The 21513-nt window shown below is 65.6% G+C and carries 17 protein-coding genes; 10 read left to right on the forward strand and 7 right to left on the reverse strand.

The features are described 5' to 3' along the window. The first annotated feature begins 94 nt into the window (after positions 1 to 94). The 8 genes from IB259_RS19845 (at position 95) to IB259_RS19880 (ending at position 7247) form a co-directional block, all read left to right on the forward strand. Positions 95 to 874: a GntR family transcriptional regulator gene (locus tag IB259_RS19845; RefSeq protein WP_042792450.1), complete on the forward strand. Its 780-nt coding sequence runs from the start codon at positions 95 to 97 to the stop codon at positions 872 to 874. A gap of 121 nt (positions 875 to 995) precedes the next feature. Then, positions 996 to 1409, forward strand: coding sequence for a succinate dehydrogenase, cytochrome b556 subunit (gene sdhC / locus IB259_RS19850; RefSeq protein ID WP_013392307.1), 414 nt, complete (start codon positions 996 to 998; stop codon positions 1407 to 1409). Further along, positions 1409 to 1792 carry a succinate dehydrogenase, hydrophobic membrane anchor protein gene (sdhD, locus tag IB259_RS19855; RefSeq protein ID WP_013392308.1) on the forward strand — a complete coding sequence of 128 codons (384 nt, stop codon included), beginning with the start codon at positions 1409 to 1411 and terminating at the stop codon, positions 1790 to 1792. The genes sdhC and sdhD overlap by 1 nt, the downstream gene beginning before the upstream one ends. Positions 1793 to 1807: 15 nt before the next feature. Next, complete coding sequence (gene sdhA / locus IB259_RS19860; protein ID WP_225589297.1) at positions 1808 to 3574, forward strand: succinate dehydrogenase flavoprotein subunit; 1767 nt, start codon at positions 1808 to 1810, stop codon at positions 3572 to 3574. A gap of 18 nt (positions 3575 to 3592) precedes the next feature. Further along, positions 3593 to 4309 carry a succinate dehydrogenase iron-sulfur subunit gene (locus IB259_RS19865; RefSeq protein ID WP_054450743.1) on the forward strand — a complete coding sequence of 239 codons (717 nt, stop codon included), beginning with the start codon at positions 3593 to 3595 and terminating at the stop codon, positions 4307 to 4309. Positions 4310 to 4442: 133 nt separating this feature from the next. Next, positions 4443 to 4703: a succinate dehydrogenase assembly factor 2 gene (locus IB259_RS19870; protein ID WP_013392311.1), complete on the forward strand. Its 261-nt coding sequence runs from the start codon at positions 4443 to 4445 to the stop codon at positions 4701 to 4703. Positions 4704 to 4722: 19 nt separating this feature from the next. Further along, the gene (locus tag IB259_RS19875; protein ID WP_013392312.1) at positions 4723 to 6033 is read left to right on the forward strand and encodes a citrate synthase; all 1311 of its coding nucleotides are present in this window, start codon (positions 4723 to 4725) and stop codon (positions 6031 to 6033) included. Between the two features lie 101 nt (positions 6034 to 6134). Beyond that, entirely contained in the window at positions 6135 to 7247 is a 1113-nt protein-coding gene (locus IB259_RS19880; protein WP_119450944.1) for a hypothetical protein, read from the forward strand. A gap of 24 nt (positions 7248 to 7271) precedes the next feature. Here IB259_RS19880 and IB259_RS19885 read toward each other — a convergent pair whose 3' ends face one another. The 3 genes from IB259_RS19885 to mdeB all read right to left on the reverse strand — a co-directional run bounded on the left by IB259_RS19885 (position 7272) and on the right by mdeB (position 13027). Next, complete coding sequence (locus IB259_RS19885) at positions 7272 to 7724, reverse strand: DUF2214 family protein (RefSeq protein WP_054450746.1); 453 nt, start codon at positions 7722 to 7724, stop codon at positions 7272 to 7274. A 133-nt stretch (positions 7725 to 7857) separates the two neighbouring features. Further along, on the reverse strand, positions 7858 to 10155 hold the full coding sequence (locus tag IB259_RS19890; protein ID WP_054450748.1) for an NADP-dependent malic enzyme: 2298 nt from the start codon (positions 10153 to 10155) through the stop codon (positions 7858 to 7860). Between the two features lie 190 nt (positions 10156 to 10345). Then, positions 10346 to 13027, reverse strand: coding sequence for an alpha-ketoglutarate dehydrogenase (gene mdeB / locus IB259_RS19895; protein ID WP_192330100.1), 2682 nt, complete (start codon positions 13025 to 13027; stop codon positions 10346 to 10348). Positions 13028 to 13251: 224 nt separating this feature from the next. On the opposite strand from mdeB, the gene IB259_RS19900 reads away from it, so the two are divergent. Beyond that, positions 13252 to 15300 (forward strand): OPT family oligopeptide transporter, encoded by a 2049-nt coding sequence (locus IB259_RS19900; RefSeq protein WP_054450752.1) that lies wholly within the window; start codon positions 13252 to 13254, stop codon positions 15298 to 15300. Between the two features lie 31 nt (positions 15301 to 15331). On the opposite strand, the gene IB259_RS19905 is transcribed toward IB259_RS19900, so the two are convergent. The 4 genes from IB259_RS19905 to IB259_RS19920 all read right to left on the reverse strand — a co-directional run bounded on the left by IB259_RS19905 (position 15332) and on the right by IB259_RS19920 (position 20610). After that, positions 15332 to 16564 carry a M20/M25/M40 family metallo-hydrolase gene (locus tag IB259_RS19905; protein WP_192329974.1) on the reverse strand — a complete coding sequence of 411 codons (1233 nt, stop codon included), beginning with the start codon at positions 16562 to 16564 and terminating at the stop codon, positions 15332 to 15334. Positions 16565 to 16570: 6 nt separating this feature from the next. Continuing rightward, the gene (uraD, locus tag IB259_RS19910; protein WP_192329976.1) at positions 16571 to 18334 is read right to left on the reverse strand and encodes a 2-oxo-4-hydroxy-4-carboxy-5-ureidoimidazoline decarboxylase; all 1764 of its coding nucleotides are present in this window, start codon (positions 18332 to 18334) and stop codon (positions 16571 to 16573) included. 11 nt (positions 18335 to 18345) lie between these two features. After that, the gene (gene puuE, locus IB259_RS19915) at positions 18346 to 19290 is read right to left on the reverse strand and encodes an allantoinase PuuE (RefSeq protein ID WP_054450757.1); all 945 of its coding nucleotides are present in this window, start codon (positions 19288 to 19290) and stop codon (positions 18346 to 18348) included. 303 nt (positions 19291 to 19593) lie between these two features. Beyond that, complete coding sequence (locus IB259_RS19920; protein ID WP_125472526.1) at positions 19594 to 20610, reverse strand: 1-aminocyclopropane-1-carboxylate deaminase; 1017 nt, start codon at positions 20608 to 20610, stop codon at positions 19594 to 19596. Positions 20611 to 20791: 181 nt separating this feature from the next. On the opposite strand from IB259_RS19920, the gene IB259_RS19925 reads away from it, so the two are divergent. Beyond that, positions 20792 to 21262 carry an Lrp/AsnC family transcriptional regulator gene (locus IB259_RS19925; RefSeq protein WP_054450761.1) on the forward strand — a complete coding sequence of 157 codons (471 nt, stop codon included), beginning with the start codon at positions 20792 to 20794 and terminating at the stop codon, positions 21260 to 21262. Positions 21263 to 21513: the final 251 nt, after the last annotated feature.

Below are 21513 nucleotides of genomic sequence, written 5' to 3' on the forward strand. Positions count from 1 at the left end.
GAACACTGGCGGCGGCAGCGCATTGCGGATGGGTTCGCTGCCTTGCGCCGCCCTCCCATTTCCCCGGATAAACATGACCCAATCAAAAAGATCCATGGCAGAGCCCCGGCCCGAAACCTCCTTACGCATTCGCGCCGCCCGCACGGCGGGCGAGGGGGCCGCTTTCAGTCCGCTCTACCGGCAAATCAAGGATCTGCTTGTCCAGAGCCTGGAACGCGGCGAATGGAAGCCCGGCGAACTCATCCCCAGCGAAATCGATCTGGCTGCCCGTTTCCAGGTAAGCCAGGGCACGGTGCGCAAGGCGGTCGATGAGCTGGCTGCCGAGCACATGCTGCTGCGCCGCCAGGGCAAGGGCACTTTCGTCGCCACCCACCACGAAGCGCGCGTGCGCTACCGCTTCCTGCGCCTGGCCGCCGATGACGAAGGCGAGGCCGGCCGGGCCGAAAGCCGCATCCTGGAATGCCGGCGCCTGCGGGCGCCCGCCGAGATCGCGCGCGCCCTGGACCTGCGTGCCGGCGAAACCGTCGTCATGATCCGCCGCCTGCTGTCCATGGGGCAGACGCCCACCGTCGTGGACGACATCTGGCTGCCCGGTTCTATTTTCCGTGGACTGACCCTGGAGCTGTTGACCGCCAACAAGGCGCCGCTCTACGGTCTGTTCGAATCCGAATTCGGCGTGAGCATGGTGCGCGCGGACGAAAAGCTGCGCGCGGTGATCGCGCCGGCCGAGGTCTGTCCGCTGCTTAATGTTCCCGCCGGGACGCCGTTGTTGCAGGTTGATAGGGTGTCTTATACGTATGGTGACCGCCCCATGGAAATCCGCCGGGGGTTGTACTTGACCGATCGATACCACTACCGCAATAGTCTGAATTGATGAGTTTTTTACCTACGATTTGATACCGACCCTATCTCTGGGCGAAAATACCGTGTTTGCCCGCAAGGGCTACGGCATTTCCGCCGTAACGATTCCCTAGTTCCGAAACACCGAGGCCGTCATGTCCGACACCGCTGCCAAGCCACGTCCGCAGTTTCGCAATATTGGTATTGCGCAACTCGCCAGCTACCGCCTGCCCCTGGCCGGCAAGCTGTCCATCCTGCACCGCGTCAGCGGTGCGCTGCTGTTCCTCTGTCTTCCCTTGGTCATTCTGCCGCTGTTCGCGGCCAGCGTGGCCGCACCGCAGACGTTCGCAGCCGTGGCCGCGTACGCCGGCAACCCGATCGTCAAGCTTGTCTTCCTGGTCCTGATCTGGGGCTATCTGCACCACTTCTGTGCCGGCATCCGCTACCTGCTGCTGGACCTGCACATCGGTATCGACAAGCTGTCGGCCAAGAAGAGCGCCGGCGTGGTTTTCGGGGTGAGCCTGGCGCTGACCCTGGTGTTCGCTCTCAAACTGTTCGGAGTGCTGTAATGGCCGACGTCAAAAACTACGGACCCAAGCGTCTGGTCGTGGGCGCCCATTACGGCGTCATGGATTTCATCATCCAGCGCATCACCGCCGTCATCATGGCCGTGTATACGCTGGTGCTGCTCATCGGCATCCTGATGATGCCGGCCTTCACGTACGAGCACTGGACCGCGCTGTTCAACTTCTACGTGGGCGTTCTTCCGGTTGGCCAGATCCTGGCCACCCTTGCATTCATTGCGCTGGCCTGGCATGCCTGGATTGGTGTGCGCGACATCTGGATGGACTACGTCAAGTCGGTGGGCGTGCGCCTGCTGCTGCAAGTGCTGACGATCCTCTGGCTGGTCGGTTCGGTCGTTTACTTCGCGCAAATCCTCTGGAGCATTTAAGCCGTGGTCTCTGTCATGAAATCCCTGCCGCGCCGCCAGTTTGATGTGGTGGTCGTTGGCGCCGGTGGAGCCGGCATGCGTTGTTCGCTGCAACTGTCCCAAGCGGGCCTGTCCGTTGCAGTGCTGTCCAAGGTGTTCCCCACGCGTTCGCACACGGTTGCCGCACAGGGCGGCGTGAGCGCCTCGCTGGGCAACATGAGCGAAGACAACTGGTACTGGCACATGTACGACACCGTCAAGGGTTCGGACTGGCTGGGCGACCAGGACGCCATCGAATTCATGTGCCGTGAAGCGCCGAACGCCGTGTACGAGCTCGAGCACTTCGGCATGCCGTTCGACCGCAACCCCGACGGCACCATCTACCAGCGTCCGTTCGGCGGCCACACCGCCAACTTCGGTGAAAAGCCGGTCCAGCGCGCCTGTGCCGCTGCCGACCGCACCGGCCACGCGCTGCTGCACACCCTCTACCAGCGCAACGTCGCCGCGCGTACCCAGTTCTTCGTCGAATGGATGGCGCTGGACCTGCTGCGCAACGAAGCGGGCGACGTGGTGGGCGTGACCGCCCTGGAAATGGAAACGGGCGAAATCTACATCCTGGAAGCCAAGACCACGGTGCTGGCCACCGGCGGCGCCGGCCGCATCTGGGCCGCTTCCACCAACGCCTTCATCAACACCGGTGACGGCCTGGGCATGGCCGCCCGCGCGGGCATTCCGCTGCAGGACATGGAATTCTGGCAATTCCACCCGACCGGCGTGGCCGGCGCCGGCGTGCTGATCACCGAAGGCGTGCGCGGCGAAGGCGGCATCCTGCTGAACAAGGATGGCGAACGCTTCATGGAGCGCTATGCGCCCACGCTGAAGGATCTGGCCCCGCGCGACTTCGTGTCCCGCTCGATGGACCAGGAAATCAAGGAAGGCCGCGGCTGCGGTCCGGACGGCAGCTACGTGGTCCTCAAGCTGGATCACCTGGGCGCCGACGTGATCAACAAGCGTCTGCCTTCGATCCGCGAAATCGCGATCAAGTTCGGCAACGTGGACCCGATCAAGGAACCGATCCCCGTCGTTCCGACCATCCACTACCAGATGGGCGGCATTCCGGCCAACTACCACGGCCAGGTGCTGACGCGCGAAAACGGCGAGAACAAGATCGTCAACGGCCTGTACGCCATCGGCGAATGCGCCGCGGTGTCGGTGCACGGCGCCAACCGCCTGGGCACCAACTCGCTGCTGGACCTGATCGTGTTCGGTCGCGCCACCGGCAACCACATCGTCAATTCGCATCCGGAACGCCAGCACGCGCACCAGCCCGTGCCGCAGCAAGCCGTCGAATTCTCGCTGGACCGCATCAACAAGCTGGAATCGCGCACTTCGGGCGAGAAGACCCAGGACATCGGCAACGCCATCCGCTTCTCGATGCAGCGCCACTGCGGCGTGTTCCGCACGCTGGAACTGCTGAACGAAGGCGTGACCCAGATCGAAGATCTGGCCAAGCAAGCCGACAACATCTACTTCAAGGACAAGTCCAAGGTGTTCAACACCGCGCGCGTCGAGGCGCTGGAATTGGCGAACATGACCGAAGTGGCCCGCGCCACGATCAAGTCGGCCGCCAACCGCACCGAAAGCCGCGGCGCGCACGCGCTGGACGACCACCCGACGCGCGACGACGAGAACTGGCTGAAGCACACGCTGTGGTACTCCGAAGGCAGCCGCCTGGATTACAAGCCCGTGCAGATGAAGCCGCTGACGGTCGAGTCCTTCCCGCCCAAGGCGCGTACCTTCTAAGTCCGGATTGAGCCCACTATGAGCACCAAGAGAATCGTCAAGTTCGAAATCTACCGCTACGATCCGGACAAGGACGAGCGCCCGTACATGCAGAAGCTGGAAGTCGAACTCCAGCCGACCGACAAGATGCTGCTCGATGCGCTGGTGCGCATCAAGAACGACGTCGATGACAGCCTGGCCCTGCGCCGCTCGTGCCGTGAAGGCGTGTGCGGTTCGGACGCCATGAACATCAACGGCAAGAACGGTCTGGCGTGCACGACCAACCTGCGCGAACTGAAGGAACCCATCGTTCTGCGTCCGCTGCCGGGCCTGCCCGTCATCCGCGACCTGATCGTGGACATGACGCACTTCTTCAACCAGTACCACTCGATCCGCCCGTACCTCATCAACGACACGCCGCCGCCCGAAAAGGAACGTCTGCAGTCGCCCGAGGCCCGCGAAGAGCTGGATGGCCTGTACGAGTGCATTCTGTGCGCGTGCTGTTCCACTTCCTGCCCGTCGTTCTGGTGGAACCCGGACAAGTTCGTCGGCCCGGCCGGCCTGCTGCAAGCCTACCGCTTCATCGCCGACAGCCGCGACGAAGCCACGGGCAGCCGCCTCGACAACCTGGACGATCCGTACCGCCTGTTCCGTTGCCACACCATCATGAATTGCGTCGACGTCTGTCCCAAGGGACTGAACCCGACCAAGGCGATCGGCAAGATCAAGGAACTGATGGTTCGCCGTACGGTCTAGTTTTTATTAAGCGCATTTTGCCTCCGGCGGCATTTTTTGCCGCCGGGCCGTCCCAAGGCAAAAACGCCCCCAAGGGGGGCAGCAAGCCCGCGTAGCGGGTGCGGCGTGGGGGCTTTTAAAGGTGTAAAGAAGGATGAGCAAGCTAACTGAATTGGAGCGGGCGCGCTTGCGTTGGCGGGCGCGCCGCGGCTTGCTCGAAAACGACTTGATCATCACCCGGTATCTGGATGCCCACGAGGCTGAGCTTACCGATGATGACGTAGCCGCATTGACGCAGCTTTTCGAGATGGGAGACAACGACCTTCTCGACCTGCTGCTGGCCCGCAAAGAGCTTGAGGGCGCGCTGGACACGCCCAGGCTTCGGAGCATCATTGGCCAGATGCGCGCGCTCTGATTAATTGAGAGGAATGAACATGAACCTGTCTGACAAAAAAGCCACTCTATCCTTCTCGGATGGCAGCGCCCCCATTGAGTTCCCTGTTTACAAGGGTACGGTTGGTCCGGATGTGATCGACATCCGCAAGCTGTACGGCCAGACGGGCATGTTCACGTTTGACCCCGGCTTCATGTCCACCGCTGCCTGCGAATCGGGCATCACGTACATCGACGGCGACAAGGGCGAACTGCTGTACCGCGGCTACCCCATCGAGCAATTGGCCGTCAATTGCGACTTCATGGACATCTGCTACCTGATCCTGAACGGCGAACTGCCCAACAAGGACCAGAAGGCCGATTTCGATTCGCAAGTGACCCATCACACGATGGTCAACGAGCAGCTGCACTTCTTCCTGCGCGGCTTCCGTCGCGACGCGCACCCGATGGCCGTGCTGACCGGCCTGGTCGGCGCGCTGTCCGCGTTCTACCACGACTCCACCGACATCACGAACCCGCAGCATCGTCACATCTCGGCCATCCGCCTGATCGCCAAGATGCCGACGCTGGTCGCGATGGCCTATAAGTATTCGCAAGGCCAGCCCTTCATCTACCCGCAGAACGACCTGTCCTACACGGGCAACTTCCTGCGCATGATGTTCGCCACGCCGTGCGAAGACTACAAGGTGAACGAAGTCGTCGAGCGCGCGCTGGACCGCATCTTCATCCTGCACGCCGACCACGAGCAGAACGCTTCGACCTCGACCGTCCGCCTGTGCGGTTCGTCGGGCACCAACCCGTTCGCCGCCATCTCGGCCGGCGTGGCTTGCCTGTGGGGCCCGGCTCACGGCGGCGCCAACGAAGCTTGCCTGCAGATGCTGGAAGAGCTGCAAGCCAACGGCGGCATCGCCAAGGTCGGCGAGTTCATGGAGAAGGTCAAGGACAAGAACTCGGGCGTGCGCCTGATGGGCTTTGGCCACCGCGTCTACAAGAACTACGACCCGCGCGCCAAGCTGATGCAGGAAACCTGCAAGGAAGTGCTCTCGGCCCTGGGCCTGGAAAACGACCCGCTGTTCAAGCTGGCCATGGAACTGGAACGCATCGCCCTGTCGGATCCGTACTTCGTCCAGCGCAAGCTGTACCCGAACGTGGACTTCTACTCGGGTATCGTCCAGCGCGCCATCGGCATCCCGACCTCGCTGTTCACGGCCATCTTCGCGCTGGCCCGCACGGTGGGCTGGATCGCCCAGTGGAACGAAATGCTGTCGGATCCCGATTACAAGATCGGCCGTCCGCGCCAGCTGTTCACCGGTTCGGTCACGCGCGACGTGCCCCCGATGGACAAGCGTTGATACGCAGTCTGGCTTGAACAAGAAACCGCCTTCGGGCGGTTTTTTGTTGCCTGTACGCCGTGTGGCCGCGGCGCGATGGTTTGGCGTGTACCATCCTTGCCATGATTCCGATAGCGCTGCCTTCTGCTGGCTTCTACATTTTTGTTTCCCTGGGTTTTCTTGCCGGTCTGGCGCTGCTGGCCTGGGCCGTGGTCCTGGTCGCCAGCGGCGGCGCGCGCCGCACGGTGCGCAAGTACTGGAAGACTTCTTCCCTGGTGTTCGTCGTGCTGGCCGTGCCGTTCGCCTTCTATGCCTGGGTGCAGACGGTGATCTGGCAAATCGAGCGAGAGGGCGCCCGTGCCGAGGCAGCCCGCAATGTCACGCTGCAGGAAGTCACGACCGTCGGCGGCATCGCCATGCCCGCGGGCACTCGACTGAAGCTGCAGGACGAAGGGCAGCTGGAGACCTATCTCGAAGCGGAATTTCCGCAGCCCGTGGCCATGTATGGCGTGCAGGCGTCGAGCGCGCGGCGCTATCTCAATTCGGACTATGACGACGAAACCTACGCCTTGCGGGGCCGCTATCCGCGCAACGTCATCCTGCGTGGCGCGGGCAGCCAGACCGTGCTGGGCTGGCAGTGCGACGCCACGCAGGATATCGAATTCGAGGTGGCGCGCGATGGCGCGATGAGGGCGCTGGACAAGTGCGTGCTGGGGCCGGGCAACCGCGCCGAAACCCTGGACCTTGCGCCGGGTTCCATCGTCTACGGCTCCGGCGGCACGGTCTACACCGATGGCTCGAGCGATCCGGACCGCTGGCGGATCGAGGTCAAGGATCCGATGGCGGTCCGGATATTCGGGCTGCCCTTGAGCGAGCCCCGGCTGTACCTGGACGAGGCGCGGCGCCTGCTGCGGGTCAGCGATGCGGAACTGGCCTGCCCGACGCGATTCGGCGGCGTGAGCTATGCCGCCGGCACCCAGGTCAAGTCGGTGCGCCGCGGCCGCGGCGATGCGCGCGAGCCGTTCCCGGGCGTGCTGGTGCTGAGCCCCTGGAATGGCCAGGCCGCCACACGCGACGGCCAGGCGGACGTGCCGGAAGGCATGTCGGTGATGCAGACCTTGGCTGGCGAGGTCGTGGACGTGGTCCGGAACGACACGGTGGGCGTCTTCCACTTCGCCACCTTCGTCGTGGGCGACGAGGAACCCGAGGCCCCCCGTCGCGCATCCTGCCCTTGAGCGCACGGCCCTCGCGGGCGGGTGTTACGCGCCGATGCCGCGCGCCATCAGCACGGCGAACAGCGGCAGGAAGATGAACAGGTGCGATTCGATCATGACCCAGCGCCGCGCCCGCTTGATGTCGGCGGCCGCAGGCAAGAAGCCCGGCTGCTGCCGCGACTGCTTGGCCCAGCGCAGGAAGGTCATCGTCGGCGCGATCGAACAGAGCCCGATGATGACGAAGAGCGTGATCTTGGCATGGAACCAGGGATTGCTCATGTAGAACGCGGCGCCCTTGATGCCCAGCGTCAGGCGCAGCACACCAGTGATGAGCACCACCACGGCGCTCAGCGCATAGAGGCGGTCATAGATGACCAGGCGCTTGAGGCCGGCGGCAGTGAGATCGGGCCGCAGCAGCACGGCTTCGGCGGTCAGGACCACCACCAGCAGGAAGATGGCCAGGTAGTGAAACCAGGCATACAAGGCGTCGGCCAGCATGTTGACTCCAGAAAACAAGGTTGAACTTGGTTTTTACCATCAGCCCGCGCCGGCGGGCTATCGCGGCGGCAGGAGCCCGCGCAATGAAAATGGGCGCCCCGAGGGGCGCCCATTGCTCAGCGGCTGACTATCATCAACGGCGCTTCTTGGCGGCCTCGGCGGCTTCCTGCTGCGCGTCCACCACGGCCAGCGCCGTCATGTTGACGATGCGGCGCACGGTGGCGCTGGTGGTCAGGATGTGCACGGGGCGCGCCGCGCCCAGCAGGATCGGGCCCATCGCGACGCCATTGCTGCCAGTCATCTTCAGCATGTTGTACGTGATGTTGCCGGTATCCAGCGTGGGCATGACGAGCAGGTTGGCGCGGCCCTTGAGCGTGCTGTCCGGGTAGGCGAGCACGCGGATCTTTTCCGACAGGGCGGCGTCGGCGTGCATTTCGCCGTCGACTTCCAGGTCGGGAGCGCGGTCCTGCACCATCTGGCGCGCGGCGGCCATCTTGCGCGAGGATTCCGTCACGCGGCTGCCGAAGTTGGAGTGCGACAGCAGGGCGATCTTCGGTACCACGCCAAAGCGCAGCATTTCGTCCGCGGCCTGGATGGTGATGCTGGCGACTTCCTCGGCCGTCGGGTTCTCGTTGACGTGGGTGTCGGTGACGAACAGCGTCTGGTCGGGCAGCATCAGCACGTTCAGGGCGGCGTAGGTCTGGCCTTCCTTCTTGCCGATGATTTCGTCGATGTACTTGAGCTGGTTGTCGTACTTGCTAGCCACGCCGCACAGCAGGGCATCCGCGTCGCCGCGACGCAGCAGCATCGCGCCGATCAACGTGTTGTGCTTGCGGATCATCGCCTTGGCGATGGCCGGCGTCACGCCTTCGCGGCCCTTCAGCTGGTAGTACGCGTTCCAGGTTTCGTTGAAGCGGCTGTCGTCTTCCGGATCCACGATCTCGAAGTCCTGGCCGGCCGCCAGGCGCAGGCCGAACTTCTTGATGCGCATTTCGATGACGGCAGGGCGGCCGATCAGGATCGGGAACGCCAGCTTCTCATCGGCCACGGTCTGCACCGCGCGCAGCACGCGCTCGTCTTCGCCGTCGGCGTAGATGACGCGCTTGGGCGCCTTCTTGGCCTGGGCGAACAGCGGACGCATCAGCTGGCCCGAGTGGTACACGAAGCCCATCAGCTTCTGGCGGTAGGCTTCGATGTCCTCGATGGGGCGGGCGGCTACGCCGGAGTCGGCGGCGGCCTGGGCCACGGCGGGGGCGATCTGGACGATCAGGCGCGGGTCGAAGGGCTTGGGGATGATGTAGTCCGGGCCGAACGACAGTTCCTGGCCGGCGTAGGCGCGGGCCACTTCGTCGTTCTGCTCGGCTTGCGCCAGTTCGGCGATGGCCTTCACGCAAGCCAGCTTCATCTCTTCCGTGATGCGCGACGCGCCGGCGTCCATGGCGCCGCGGAAGATGAAGGGGAAGCACAGCACGTTGTTGACCTGGTTCGGGTAGTCCGAACGGCCGGTGGCGATGATGCAGTCCGGGCGGGCGGCCTTGGCCACTTCAGGACGGATTTCCGGTTCCGGATTGGCCAGCGCCAGGATCAGCGGGCTGGCGGCCATGGTCTTGACCATGTCGGCGGTCAGCACGCCGGCGGTCGAGCAGCCCAGGAACACGTCGGCGCCGTTGACCACGTCGGCCAGCGTGCGCGCGTCGGTCTTCTGCGCGTAGCGCTTCTTGTTGGCTTCCATGTTTTCATCGCGGCCGTCCCAGATCACGCCGCGCGAATCCACCACGTAGATGTTCTCGCGCTTGACGCCCAGGTGGACCAGCAGGTCCAGGCAGGCGATGGCGGCGGCGCCGGCGCCGGAGCAGGCCAGCTTGACCTTGCCGATGTCCTTGTTCACGACCTTCAGGCCGTTCAGGATGGCGGCCGACGAAATGATGGCGGTGCCGTGCTGGTCGTCGTGGAAGACGGGGATCTTCATGCGCTCGCGCAGCTTCTTCTCGATGTAGAAGCACTCGGGCGCCTTGATGTCCTCGAGGTTGACGCCGCCCAGCGTGGGTTCCAGCGCGGCGATGATGTCGACCAGCTTGTCGGGGTCGTTCTCGGCCAGTTCGATGTCGAACACGTCGATGCCGGCGAACTTCTTGAACAGGCAGCCCTTGCCTTCCATCACGGGCTTGGCGGCCAGCGGGCCGATGTTGCCCAGGCCCAGCACGGCGGTGCCGTTGGTGATCACGCCCACCAGGTTGCCGCGCGAGGTGTACTTCGAGGCGGCGTCATCGCCCTGGTCGAAGATGGCCATGCAGGCGGCTGCCACGCCGGGGGAGTAGGCCAGGGACAGGTCGTCCTGGTTGGCCAGCGTCTTGGTCGGAGTGACCGAGATTTTGCCGGGGGTGGGGTAGGCGTGGTAGTCCAACGCCATTTTGGTGAGGGTTTCGTCCATGGGATACAGGCCTTGCGGGCGCTAAATGGAAAGGAAATGGGATTGCAAAAAGCGGGCTCGCGGCCCGCCGTATTTTCTGGGAAATGCTTGGGAACACCCGTATTTCAACAGAAAGCGCGGGTGCTTGGTTGTTGCGCTGCAGCGAATGGACGATTTTGCGCAAAACCTCGCTGCATTGCGGATTGCAATCCTATCTATCCCAAGGCGGCGTTTGCCGCGCGCCGGCATTCAGGCTCGCGCGCAACGCCAGGGCATCTTCCTGGCGGTCCAGGCTGTCCAGCGCGTACAGCACGATCCAATCCGCGCTGACCTCGAAGAAGTCGCGCAGCTGGGCGCGGGTGTCGCTGCGGCCGAAGCCGTCGGTGCCCAGCGTGCGGTAGGGCGCGGGCACCCAGGCGCGGATCTGTTCCGGCACGGCGCGCACGTAGTCGCTGGCGGCGACTACCGGCACGTTGCTGGCGCCCAGGCAGCTGCGGACCCAGTCGGCGCCGGATGCAAGGCCGAGCACGCGGGCGCGTTCGGCTTCGCGGCCGTCGCGGGCCAGTTCGGAAAAGCTGGTGACGCTCCAGACTTCGGCGTCCACGCCGTACTCGGCCTGCAGGCGCTCCGCCGCGAGTTCGGCCTCGCGCAGCATCGGGCCCGCGCCCAGCAGGCGCACCTGCGCCTGCCCGCGCGCGGGCCGCAGGCGGTACATGCCGCGCAGGATGCCCTCGCGCACGTCTTCGCCTGCCGGCATGTCCGGCTGCGCCAGGTTCTCGTTGGTGACGGTCAGGTAGTAGAACTCGTCGCGCTGTTCGTCCAGCATGCGGCGCATGCCGTGCTCGACGATGATGGCGACCTCGTAGGCATAGGCCGGGTCATAGGCGCGGCAGTTCGGCACGGCGGCGGCCATGATGTGGCTGGAGCCGTCCTGGTGCTGCAGCCCCTCGCCGCCGAGTGTGGTGCGGCCGGAGGTGGCGCCGACAAGGAAGCCGCGCGTGCGCTGATCGGCGGCTGCCCAGATCAGGTCGCCGATGCGCTGGAAGCCGAACATCGAGTAATAGATATAGAAGGGCAGCATCGGCAGGCCGTTGACCGAATAGCTGGTGCCCGCGGCCGTCCACGAGGAAATCGCGCCGGCCTCGGTAATGCCTTCTTCCAGGATCTGGCCGTCGCGCGCCTCGCGGTAATACAGCACCGAGCCGATGTCCTCGGGTTCGTAGAGCTGGCCTTGCGCGGAATAGATGCCGATCTGTCGGAACAGGTTGGCCATGCCGAAGGTGCGCGCCTCGTCCGCCACGATGGGCACGATGCGCGGCCCCACGTTGGCGTCCTTGAGCAGGGCGGTGAGCATGCGCACGATGGCCATGGTGGACGACATTTCCTTGCCGTCGGCGGCCAGCGCGAAGCGCGCCCAGTGCTCCGCGTCCGGCGGCGCCAGGCGCGGCGCCTCGGTGTTGCGGCGGGGAATGTGGCCGCCCAGCGCGGCGCGGCGCGCCTGCAGGTGGCGCAGTTCGGCGCTGTCCTCGGCCGGGCGGTAGAACTTCAGCGCCAGGCAATCGGCGTCCGAGATCGGCAGCGCGAAGCGGTCGCGGAAGGCCAGCAGCGCCTCGTCATCCAGCTTCTTCTGCTGGTGCGTGGTCATCTTGCCCTGGCCGGCCGAGCCCATGCCGAAACCCTTCTTGGTCTGCGCCAGGATCACCGTGGGCTGGCCGCGATGGCGCACGGCGCGGTGGTAGGCCGCGTGGATCTTCACCATGTCATGGCCGCCGCGGTGGAGGCGGTCGATGGCTTCGTCGCTCCAGTCGGCCACCAGGGCGGCCAGTTCGGGATTCTGGTTGAAGAAGTGGGCGCGGTTGAAGGCGCCGTCGTTGGCCGCGAAGGTCTGGAACTGTCCGTCCACGGTATTGGCGAAGGCGCGCGCCAGGGCGCCGTTGGTGTCGCGCCGCAGGAGCGCGTCCCAGTCGCTGCCCCAGACCAGCTTGATGACGTTCCAGCCGGCGCCCGCGTACAGCGTTTCCAGTTCGTCGATGATGCGGCCGTTGCCGCGCACCGGGCCGTCCAGGCGCTGCAGGTTGCAATTGACCACGAACACCAGGTTGTCGAGCTTTTCGCGCGCGGCCAGCGTCAGCGCGGCGATGGATTCAGGTTCGTCCATTTCGCCATCGCCGAAGATGCCCCAGACCTTGCGGTCGCCGCCGGGCATCAGCGAACGGTGCTCCAGGTAGCGCATGAAGCGCGCCTGGTAGATGGCGTTGATGGGGCCGATGCCCATCGAGCCCGTGGGGAATTGCCAGAAATCCGGCATCAGCCACGGGTGCGGATACGACGACAGCCCGCGCAGGCCGCGCGCGCCAGCCGTGATCTCCTGGCGGAAATGCGCCAGGTCCTCTTCGCCCAGAAAGCCTTCCAGATAGGCGCGGGCATACACGCCGGGCGCCGAGTGCGGCTGCATGTAGACCAGGTCGCCGGGGCCGTCCGGGCTCTGCGCGCGAAAGAAATGGTTGAAGCCGACCTCGAACAGGTCGGCGGCCGAGGCGTAGCTGGCGATGTGGCCGCCCAGCTCTCCATGCGCCTGGTTGGCGCGCACCACCATGGCCAGCGCATTCCAGCGGTTGATGCGGGCGATCCGTTCCTCCACGGCGAGGTTGCCGGGGAAGGGCGGCTCCTGATCGGCGGGGATGGTGTTGAGGTAGGCGGTGCGGGTCTGGCTGTTGGCGCGCAGGCCCAGCGACGCCGCATGACCCAGCAGATTGTCCAGCACGTAGCCCGCGCGCTCAGAACCTTCCGCCTGTACCAGCGATTCCAGCGCCTCACGCCATTCGGCGGTTTCGGCGGGGTCGGCGTCGTGCTGGATGTCTTGCCCGGGGCGGGCGGAACTGGCGTCGCGCATGGTCTTGTCGTCTCCTGGTTTGACGTCCATGCTAGACCCTAGCCCCTGGCATGGGTGATCAAAATTCTGGGGAAACTTCGGAAAATTCAGCATAATCTTTTGCAAGTTTTACCGCTTGCGGCAGCTTCTGCCGAGGATATGCTTGGTGGTCGTATCAGAGGGGTGACCGCCAGGTGGACGCGAAGGCGCTAGAATTCGCGCCTGGCAAGATAGGAATAACTGCAATGACCCAACCCATCAGCGTCCCGGCAGAGGTCACGTTGCCCGAACTTACGTTCCGCGGCATCCTCCTGGGCGCAATCATCACCGTCATCTTCACGGCTTCCAACGTCTTTCTCGGACTGAAGGTGGGCCTGACGTTCTCATCCGCCATTCCGGCGGCGGTGATCTCGATGTCCGTCCTGCGCCTGTTCAAGGACGCGAACATCCTCGAAAACAACATGGTGCAGACCCAGGCCTCCGCGGCCGGGACGCTGTCGTCCATCATCTTCATCCTGCCGGCCCTGGTCATGATGGGGCACTGGCAGGGCTTCCCGTTCTGGCAGACGCTGGGCATCTGCGCCGCCGGCGGCATGCTGGGCGTGATGTTCACCATTCCGCTGCGCCACGTGATGGTGGTGCAGAGCGACCTGCCGTATCCGGAAGGCGTGGCTGCCGCTGAAATCCTGCGGGTGGGCAGCGCCGAGCGCGCCCAGGACGAGGCCGCGGACAACGGACGCGCGCCAGCCAAGGCCGAGACCGGCATGGGCGACATCGTGGCCGGCGGCGTGGTCGCCGCCGCGGTCAGCTTCGCGGCCAGCGGACTGCGCGTGCTGGGAGACAGCGTCAGCGGCTGGTTCGCGCTGGGCGGCGCGGTGTTCCGGCTGCCCATGGGCTTTTCGCTGGCGCTGCTGGGCGCGGGCTACCTGATCGGCATCGTCGCGGGCCTGGCCATGCTGACCGGGTTGATCATTTCCTGGGGCATCGCCGTGCCCATCCTCACCGCCATGGGCGACATCCCGGCGGGCACGTCGCTGGCGAAGTACGCGACCGGCCTGTGGGCTTCGCAGGTGCGCTTCATCGGCGCCGGCGTGATCGGCGTGGGCGCCATCTGGACGCTGGCCACGCTGTTCATGCCGATGGCGCGCGGCGTCAAGGCTTCGTTCGCGGCGCTGACCAAGGCGGGCGCGGCCCGCGCCGGACGCGCGCCGCGCACCGAGCGCGACCTGTCGGCCGGCTGGATCTCGGCCGTGACGCTGGTGCTGGTGGCGGTCCTGGTGGTGACCTTCCAGGTGTTCCTGTCCGGCGCGCCGCTGTCGCCTGCCGGCATCTGGAAGCTGGTGGCCTACGCCGTGCTGTTTGCCTTCGTCTTCGGCTTCCTGGTGGCCGCCGCCTGCGGCTACATGGCCGGCCTGGTGGGCTCGTCGACCAGCCCGATCTCGGGCGTGGGCATCGTTGCCATCGTGCTGGTGTCGCTGCTGATGCTGGCGCTGGGCGGCGAATTGCTGGGCGCGCAGAACGGCGTGCAGATGGCGATTGCGCTGTCGATCTTCAGCACCTCGGCGGTGGTGGCGGTGGCCTCCATTTCCAACGACAACCTGCAGGACCTGAAGACCGGCTGGCTGGTGGGCGCGACGCCCTGGCGTCAGCAGGTGGCCCTGCTGATCGGCTGCGTCGCCGGCGCGGCAGTGATTTCGCCGGTGCTGGAACTGCTTTACAACGCCTACGGTTTTGCCGACGCCATGCCGCGCGAGGGCATGGACCCGGCGCAGGCCCTGTCCGCGCCGCAGGCGACGCTGATGCTGGCGATCGCGCGCGGCATCTTCACGCACCAGCTCAACTGGACCATGATCCTGATCGGCATGGCGGTCGGCGTGGGCCTGATCGTGGTGGACGAGATCATGAAGCGCACCTGCCGCGTGGCCCGGATTCCGGTGCTGGCCGTGGGTATCGGCATCTATCTGCCGCCCACCGTCGCCGCGCCCATCGTGGTCGGCGCGGTCCTGGCATGGTTGCTGGAACGCGCCCTGCGCCGCCGCGCGGCCGCCGCCGGCAAGCCCTACGAGCAGTTCGCCGACGCAGCCAATCGCCGCGGCGTGCTGATCGCCTCGGGCCTGATCGTGGGCGAAAGCCTGGTCGGCGTGCTGATGGCCGGCATCATCGGCGCGGCCGGCACCGAAGCGCCGCTGGCGATCGCCGGCGCGGGCTTCGAGCACACGGCCTCGTTCCTGGGGTTGGCCGTCTTCGTGGCGGTGGCGATCCTGTTCTGGCGCCGGGTAATGAAACTGGCGTGAAACGCCCGGCCGGTCCTGCCGGGCGGCCGCCTCAGGCGGCGTCCAGCAGGTCGGCCAGCGTGCGGGCGATGACCTTGGTGGCGCGCCGCAGGTCTTCCAGCACTACCCGCTCATCGTTGCGCTTGGCGTGCGATTCCAGCACGGTGCGCGGTCCGGCGCCGTAGATCACGCCCGGAATGCCCGCTTCGGCGTACAGGCGCACGTCGGTGTAGAGCGGCGTGCCCATGGCGGCGATGGGCTCGCCGAACAATTCCTCTCCATGCTTCTGAATGGCCTGCACCAGCGGCTGGCTGCCGGGCAGCGGGCGCATGGAATTGGCCAGTAACAGGCGCTTGATGTCCAGGCTGATGCCGGGCACGGCAGCAGCGGCTTCCTGGATGATGCGGCGGATGTCGGCCTCGACCTCGGCCGCGCTTTCTTCGGGGATCATGCGCCGGTCCAGCTTGAACGCCACCTTGCCCGGCACCACATTGGTGTTGGTGCCGCCTTCGATGCGGCCCACGTTCAGGTAGGGGTGGCTGATGCCCGGCACCTTGGAGCGGATTTCCCGGTACCGTGCGTTCTGCGCATACAGCGCGTTCAGGATGGCAACCGCGCCTTGCAGCGCGTCCACGCCGCTGCTGGGGATGGCGGCATGCGCCATCTTGCCGTGGACCGTCACTTCCATTTGCAGGCAGCCGTTGTGGGCGGTTACGACCTCGTAGCTGAAACCCGCGGCGATCAGCAGATCGGGCTTGGTCAGTCCTTGGGACAGCAGCCAGCCGGGGCCGAGCAGGCCGCCGAATTCCTCGTCGTAGGTGAAGTGCAGTTCGACGGCGCCGCGGCTGGGGCGGGCGACGGCTTCCAGCGCGCGCAGGGCGAACGTGTAGCTGGCGAAGTCGCTCTTGCTGACCGCGGCGGCGCGGCCGTACAGGCTGCCGTCGTCGATCTCGCCGCCGTAGGGGTCATGTTCCCAGCCTTCGCCCGGCGGCACCACGTCGCCGTGGGCATTGAGCGCCACGCGCGGGCCGCCCGCGCCGTATTCGCGGCGCACGATCAGGTTGGTGATCGATTGCAGGCCATAGTCCCGCACGGCCTCGGCGGGCACGGGATGGGCTTCCGCCTGCAGGCCGAAGCCTTGCAGCAGCTCGGCCGTGCGCTCGGCATGCGGGGCGTTGTTGCCGGGCGGCGTGTCGGTCGGCACGCGCACCAGCTCCTGCAGGAAGCGGACTTCCTCGTCAAAGTGGGCGTCAATCCAGGCGTCGAGTCGGGCGTAGTCGGTCATGGTCGGCTATTGGGTGTCGTGGGCAAGGTCGTCGAGCAGGTTCAGGAACGCCAGCACGGCAAGCTGGATGTCGTCGCTGGAGGTGGATTCGCGCGGGTTGTGGCTGATGCCGGAATTCTGGCCGCGCACGAACAGCATGGCCTGGGGCATGACCTCGTGCAGCTTCATGGCGTCGTGGCCGGCGCCGCTGGGCATGCGGTGGACGGGCAGTCCCAGCGCGTCGACGGCGCGTTCCCAGCGCTGCTGCCAGGCGCGATCGCTGGGCGCGGCGGCGGCGCGCATGGTTTCTTCCAGCGTGTAGCGCAGGCCGCGGCGCAGGCAGATGGCTTCGAGTTCGGCCAGCACGTCATGCGCCAGCGCATCGCGCTGCGCGTCGCTGGGCGCGCGCAGGTCCAGGCTGAAGCGGCATTCTCCCGGCACCACGTTGATCGAGCCGCCCGGGACTTCCAGCATGCCCATGGTGCCGACCGAGTCGCCGTCGCGGGCGGCGCGCTGCTCCACGTACAAGGCCAGTTCGGCCGTGGCGGTGGCGGCGTCGCGGCGGCGGTTCATGGGCGTGGTGCCGGCGTGGCAGGCCAGGCCGTGGATCCGCACCTGGTAGCGCACGCAGCCGTTGATGGACGTGACCACGGCCAGCGGCAGCCCCATTTCGTAGAGCACCGGCCCTTGTTCGATGTGGACTTCGACGAAGCCCAGATAGCGGGCAGGGTCGCGCTTGAGCGTGGGAATGTCTTCACTGCGCAGGCCGGCTTGCGCCATGGCGTCGCGCATGCTGACGCCGTCGTCGTCCTGCTGGTCCAGCCATTGCGGCTTGAAGTCGCCGATCAGTGCGCCCGAGCCCAGGAAGGTGGCGCGGTAGCGCTGGCCTTCCTCTTCCGCGAAGCCAATGACTTCCAGGTGGTAGGGCAGGCGCTTGCCCTGGCGGCGCAGTTCGCGCACGCAGGCCATCGGCACGAAGATGCCCAGCCGGCCGTCGTATTTGCCGGCGTTGCGCACGGTGTCGTAATGGCTGCCCGTCATGAGCGTGGGGGCGTCGGGGCTGGCGGCCAGGTAGCGGCCAACCACGTTGCCGACCGCGTCGATGCCGACCTCGTCGAAGCCGCAGTCGCGCATCCATTGCGACAACAGTCCGGCGCAGGCGAGGTGGGCTTCGGTCAGGTAGGTGACGGTGAGCTGCCCTTTTTCGGCGTAGCCGGGATCGCTGTGGACGGCCAGTTGCTCGCCCCAGTCCCAGATGTCGTTGCCGATGGCGGGTTCGGCGCCGAAGCCATCGCGCAGGCGGATCTCGGCGATGCGGTGCAACTGCTGCTGGGCCTCATCGAACTCCAGGTCCGGCGGGTTGTCCAGGCGGCGGGTGAACTCGTCGATCACCTGCTGGCGCGTCATGCCGGCGCCGCGCGGGCCGCGCACGGCCAGCACGAAGGGAAAGCCGAACCTGGCGCGGTAGTCGGCGTTCAACGCTTGCAGGCGGGCAGATTCGGCGGGCGTACACGCGGCCAATCCGGCCAGGTCCTGTTCGCGCGCCGAATCCGCGTCCTGGGGCGTCCCTGCTGCCAGCTCGGGATGGGCGCGCAGTAGCGCCGTCCGGGCATCGGCATCCGCGTCGTTCACGGCGCGGCGCAGGCGCTGCGCCAGGTCGGCCAGCGAGCGGAACGGCCGGTGGCCAAGCGCGCGTTCGGCGATCCAGGGCGCGCTGCCGTACAGGCCGTCGAGCATGGCGGCGGCGTCCGCGGGCGCTGCCGCATTGAGTTGGGCTAGGGTGTGGGCCATGGCCGTCCTGTTCAGGCGTTGGGGGTGTAGGGATGCGCCGCCTTCCAGTGGCGCGCGATGTCCAGGCGCCGGCAGACCCAGACGCGGTCATGGCTGGCAATGTGGTCCAGGAAGCGCTGCAGCGCAGTGATGCGGCCGGGCCGGCCCAGCAGGCGGCAATGCATGCCGATGCTCATCATCTTGGGGGCCTCGTCGCCTTCGGCATAGAGCGCGTCGAAGCTGTCCTTCAGGTACTGGAAGAAGGGATCGGCGTGCGAATAGCCCTGCGGCAGCGCGAAGCGCATGTCGTTGCAGTCCAGCGTGTAGGGCACGATCAGTTGCGGCACGACGCTGCCGTCCGTTTTCTGTACGCGCATCCAGAAGGGCAGGTCGTCGCCGTAGTAGTCGCTGTCGTACTCGAAGCCGCCGTAGTCGGCCACCAGACGCCGCGTGCGCGGGCTGTCGCGTCCGGTGTACCAGCCCAGCGGACGGCTGCCGGTCAATTGCGTGATCGCGTCCATGGCCAGGCGCATGTGTTCGCGCTCGGTGGCCTCGTCGATGTGCTGATAGTGGATCCAGCGCCAGCCGTGGCAGGCGATCTCGTGTCCCAGCTCGACGAAGGCGGCGGTCAGCTCGGGGTGGCGCTGCAAGGCCATGCCGACGCCGAACACCGTCAGCGGCAGGCCGCGCTTCTCGAATTCGCGCAGGATGCGCCAGACGCCGGCGCGCGAGCCGTACTCGTAGATGCCTTCCATGCTGAGGTGGCGCTCGGGATAGCTGGCGGGGTTGAACATTTCCGATAGGAACTGTTCGGACCCGGCGTCGCCATGCAGCACGCTGTTTTCGCCGCCTTCCTCGTAATTCAGCACGAACTGCACCGCGATGCGCGCCTGCCCCGGCCATCGGGCATGCGGCGGATTGCGGCCGTAGCCGGCCAGGTCGCGGGGGTAGGGGAGCGTGGAATCGTAGACGGTCATGGACAGGCGGGCGGAGTGCAACGGCGCGCGGCGGCCGGGCGTGGGTGGGCGGACGACTTCCTGATGATCAGCACCATAGCTGGAAATCCTGGTTTTGTATACAAACTATGTACATAATTTTGCGGAGGCGACGTTGTCGGGAAGGTCCGGCCACGGAAAAAGCCCAGCCGGCGGACACGCCGGCTGGGCTGCGCTTCCTGCGCTCATCATGGGCGCTGGCGGCCAGGGCTGGCAAGCCCTGGGGCAAGGCTGGACTTTCAGCGCAAGTCGCCGCAAGGCCAGCCGAAGGCGCCGTAGGCGCCCTTATCCGTTGCGGTAGAGAAAGCTGTAGGCGTTGATCGCCGGCACCCCTCCCAGGTGCGCATACAGAACCCGCGAACCGGCCGGAATCTCGCCGCGGCGGATGATGTCCATCATGCCCTGCATGGATTTTCCTTCGTAGACCGGGTCGGTCATCATGCCCTCGAGCCGGGCGCAGAGGCGGATGGCCTCGTTGGTCTCGGCCGAGGGCAGGCCGTAGGCCGGATAGGCATAGCGGGTGTCCAGCACCACGTCGCGCTCTTCGATGGCAGTCCTGAGTCCGACCATATCGGCCGTGCGCCGCGCGATGCGCAGGATCTGCGCGCGGGTTTGCTCGGGCGTGCCCGAAGCGTCGATACCGATGACGCGGTCCGCGCGGCCATCCGCCGCAAAGCCCACCACCATGCCGGCCTGCGTGCTGCCCGTGACGGCGCAGACGACGATGTAGTCGAACTTGAAGCCCAGCTCGGCTTCCTGGCGCCGCACTTCCTCGGCGAAGCCGACGTAGCCCAGGCCGCCAAGTTCATGGTCGGATGCGCCGGCCGGAATCGCGTAGGGCTTGCCGCCGCGCTTGCGGACGTCTTCCAGCGCCTCTTCCCAGCTGCGGCGAAAGCCGATGTCAAACCCCTGGTCCACCAGGCGCACGTCGGCGCCCATCAAGCGGCTCATCATGATGTTGCCGACCCGGTCGTAGACCGCGTCTGAATAGTCCACCCAGTTTTCCTGCACCAGCACGCAGGCCAGGCCCAGCTTGGCGGCCACCGCAGCCACCATGCGGGTGTGGTTGGACTGGATGCCGCCGATGGTGACCAGCGTGTCGCAGCCCTGTTCCAGCGCCTGCGGGATCAGGTACTCCAGCTTGCGCAGCTTGTTGCCGCCGAACGCGAGGCCGCTGTTGCAGTCTTCGCGCTTGGCATAGATCTCGACCTTGCCGCCCAGATGCGCGGACAGGCGCTCGAGCTTTTCGATGGGGGTGTCGCCGAAGGTCAGGCGATGGCGCGGAAATCGTTGCAGATCCATGGGACTCTCCTGGGCCGGGCCGGGTGGCGCGGATGGAAAAATCATAGGAATTTCAAGGATTTGCCGTCAATTGCGTATTTTTATTATTTAAAAGGAAAATAATTAAATAAACGTCCAGGTTTCTACTTAATATTTCCTGATTGGCTTTTTGATCGAAATTTAATTTTCAGGGACGTATCAAATGCCGGCAAATTCTGAGCTGGACCGCATCGATCGCCACATCCTGCGTGTGCTGCAGCAGGACGCGCAGATCACCAACCTGGAGCTGAGCGCGCGCGTCCACCTGAGCCCGGCCGCCTGCCTGCGCCGCGTGGAAAAGCTCAAGAACGAGGGCGTCATCCGCAAGACGGTCGCCCTGCTGGAGCCGGCGGAAGTGGACATGGCCACCCTGGTCATCGTGGGCGTGGTGCTGGACCGCTCCACGCCGGAATCCTTCACCGATTTCGAAGCCGCGGCGCGCGGCATCAGCGGCTGCCTGGAATGCCACCTGGTGGCCGGCGAGTTCGACTACTTCCTGATGCTGCGCATCCGTGATCTGGAACGCTTCAACAAGCTGCATGCGGGCGAGATCATCAAGCTGCCCGGCGTACGCCAGATCCGCACCTTTTTCGTCCTGAAAGAGATCCTGTCGACCACCGAATTGCCCGTATGAACGAGGCTAATGCGCAACACTGCAATTTCTGCGAGTGAAAATGATGCGGCGCGGCATTTTGGGTTGCCGGAAATTGAATGCGAGTAGACGGCGCAATAGAAGGGGTTGCCTGGACATTCCAATGCTGCATGACGGCATTCCGAATGCGCTTTTGCGTCACGCAAACGCAAGAAGACGTCCTTAAACTCAAAGGGCTATACTCTTATCCCATACGGCTTTTAAGGCTTGTACGCGCCTTCTGCCCCTGCTAT

It is taken from the genome of Achromobacter sp. ACM04 (genome assembly GCF_014851465.1).
Classification (GTDB): Bacteria; Pseudomonadota; Gammaproteobacteria; order Burkholderiales; family Burkholderiaceae_B; genus Achromobacter; species Achromobacter aegrifaciens.

Coding starts and splice junctions, on each gene's coding strand:
- mdeB (WP_192330100.1), bottom strand. CDS start 13,027: ATGCGCGACGCCAGTTCCGCCCGCCCCGGGCAAGACATCCAGCACGAC.
- IB259_RS19905 (WP_192329974.1), bottom strand. CDS start 16,564: ATGACCGACTACGCCCGACTCGACGCCTGGATTGACGCCCACTTTGAC.
- IB259_RS19900 (WP_054450752.1), top strand. CDS start 13,252: ATGACCCAACCCATCAGCGTCCCGGCAGAGGTCACGTTGCCCGAACTT.
- sdhC (WP_013392307.1), top strand. CDS start 996: ATGTCCGACACCGCTGCCAAGCCACGTCCGCAGTTTCGCAATATTGGT.
- IB259_RS19845 (WP_042792450.1), top strand. CDS start 95: ATGGCAGAGCCCCGGCCCGAAACCTCCTTACGCATTCGCGCCGCCCGC.
- IB259_RS19890 (WP_054450748.1), bottom strand. CDS start 10,155: ATGGACGAAACCCTCACCAAAATGGCGTTGGACTACCACGCCTACCCC.
- IB259_RS19865 (WP_054450743.1), top strand. CDS start 3,593: ATGAGCACCAAGAGAATCGTCAAGTTCGAAATCTACCGCTACGATCCG.
- IB259_RS19880 (WP_119450944.1), top strand. CDS start 6,135: ATGATTCCGATAGCGCTGCCTTCTGCTGGCTTCTACATTTTTGTTTCC.
- uraD (WP_192329976.1), bottom strand. CDS start 18,334: ATGGCCCACACCCTAGCCCAACTCAATGCGGCAGCGCCCGCGGACGCC.
- IB259_RS19920 (WP_125472526.1), bottom strand. CDS start 20,610: ATGGATCTGCAACGATTTCCGCGCCATCGCCTGACCTTCGGCGACACC.
- IB259_RS19875 (WP_013392312.1), top strand. CDS start 4,723: ATGAACCTGTCTGACAAAAAAGCCACTCTATCCTTCTCGGATGGCAGC.
- sdhA (WP_225589297.1), top strand. CDS start 1,808: ATGAAATCCCTGCCGCGCCGCCAGTTTGATGTGGTGGTCGTTGGCGCC.
- IB259_RS19925 (WP_054450761.1), top strand. CDS start 20,792: ATGCCGGCAAATTCTGAGCTGGACCGCATCGATCGCCACATCCTGCGT.
- IB259_RS19885 (WP_054450746.1), bottom strand. CDS start 7,724: ATGCTGGCCGACGCCTTGTATGCCTGGTTTCACTACCTGGCCATCTTC.
- sdhD (WP_013392308.1), top strand. CDS start 1,409: ATGGCCGACGTCAAAAACTACGGACCCAAGCGTCTGGTCGTGGGCGCC.
- puuE (WP_054450757.1), bottom strand. CDS start 19,290: ATGACCGTCTACGATTCCACGCTCCCCTACCCCCGCGACCTGGCCGGC.
- IB259_RS19870 (WP_013392311.1), top strand. CDS start 4,443: ATGAGCAAGCTAACTGAATTGGAGCGGGCGCGCTTGCGTTGGCGGGCG.